General features: G+C 64.9%; 1 protein-coding gene. It reads left to right on the top strand.

Annotated features, from left to right (window positions below; all coding sequences use genetic code 11):
• Nucleotides 1-30: 30 nt before the first annotated feature.
• Nucleotides 31-363 carry a flagellar motor switch protein FliN gene (gene fliN / locus AC1DMY_RS20985; protein ID WP_441455661.1) on the top strand — a complete coding sequence of 111 codons (333 nt, stop codon included), beginning with the start codon at nt 31-33 and terminating at the stop codon, nt 361-363.
• Nucleotides 364-439: the final 76 nt, after the last annotated feature.

The raw sequence follows: 439 nt of genomic DNA, 5'->3' as shown, positions 1-439 counted from the left end.
TGCTGAACCCCTCGACAGGAGCGCCTTCTGATGGCCACCGACGACCTTGCCCTGGAAGAGTTCGGCGATTCCACCGCGCTCAACGTCGCCGACGAGGGCGGCGACAAGTCCGCCGCCGATCTGGCCACCGTCTTCGACGTGCCGGTCAACATCTCGGCCGTGCTGGGCAAGGCCCACATGTCCGTCGCCCAGTTGCTGAAGCTGAACCGGGGATCGGTGCTCGAACTGGACCGCAAGGTCGGCGAGGCCATCGACATCTTCGTCAACAACCGCCTGGTCGCCCGCGGGGAGGTCGTCGTCGTCGAGGACCGCCTGGGCGTGACCATGACGGAAATCATCAAGACCGAGGACAAGGGCGCCTGATCGGCCGCCCTGTTTTCGGAATAGCGCTCTAGAGGAGAAGACCCATGCGGCTTCTGGTGGTTGGCAGGCTCAGCGG

This window comes from Dyella sp. 01L423, from assembly GCF_056399945.1.
Note: the sequence above shows the minus strand (reverse complement) of the source record. Positions and strands in the feature narration are given on the sequence as shown.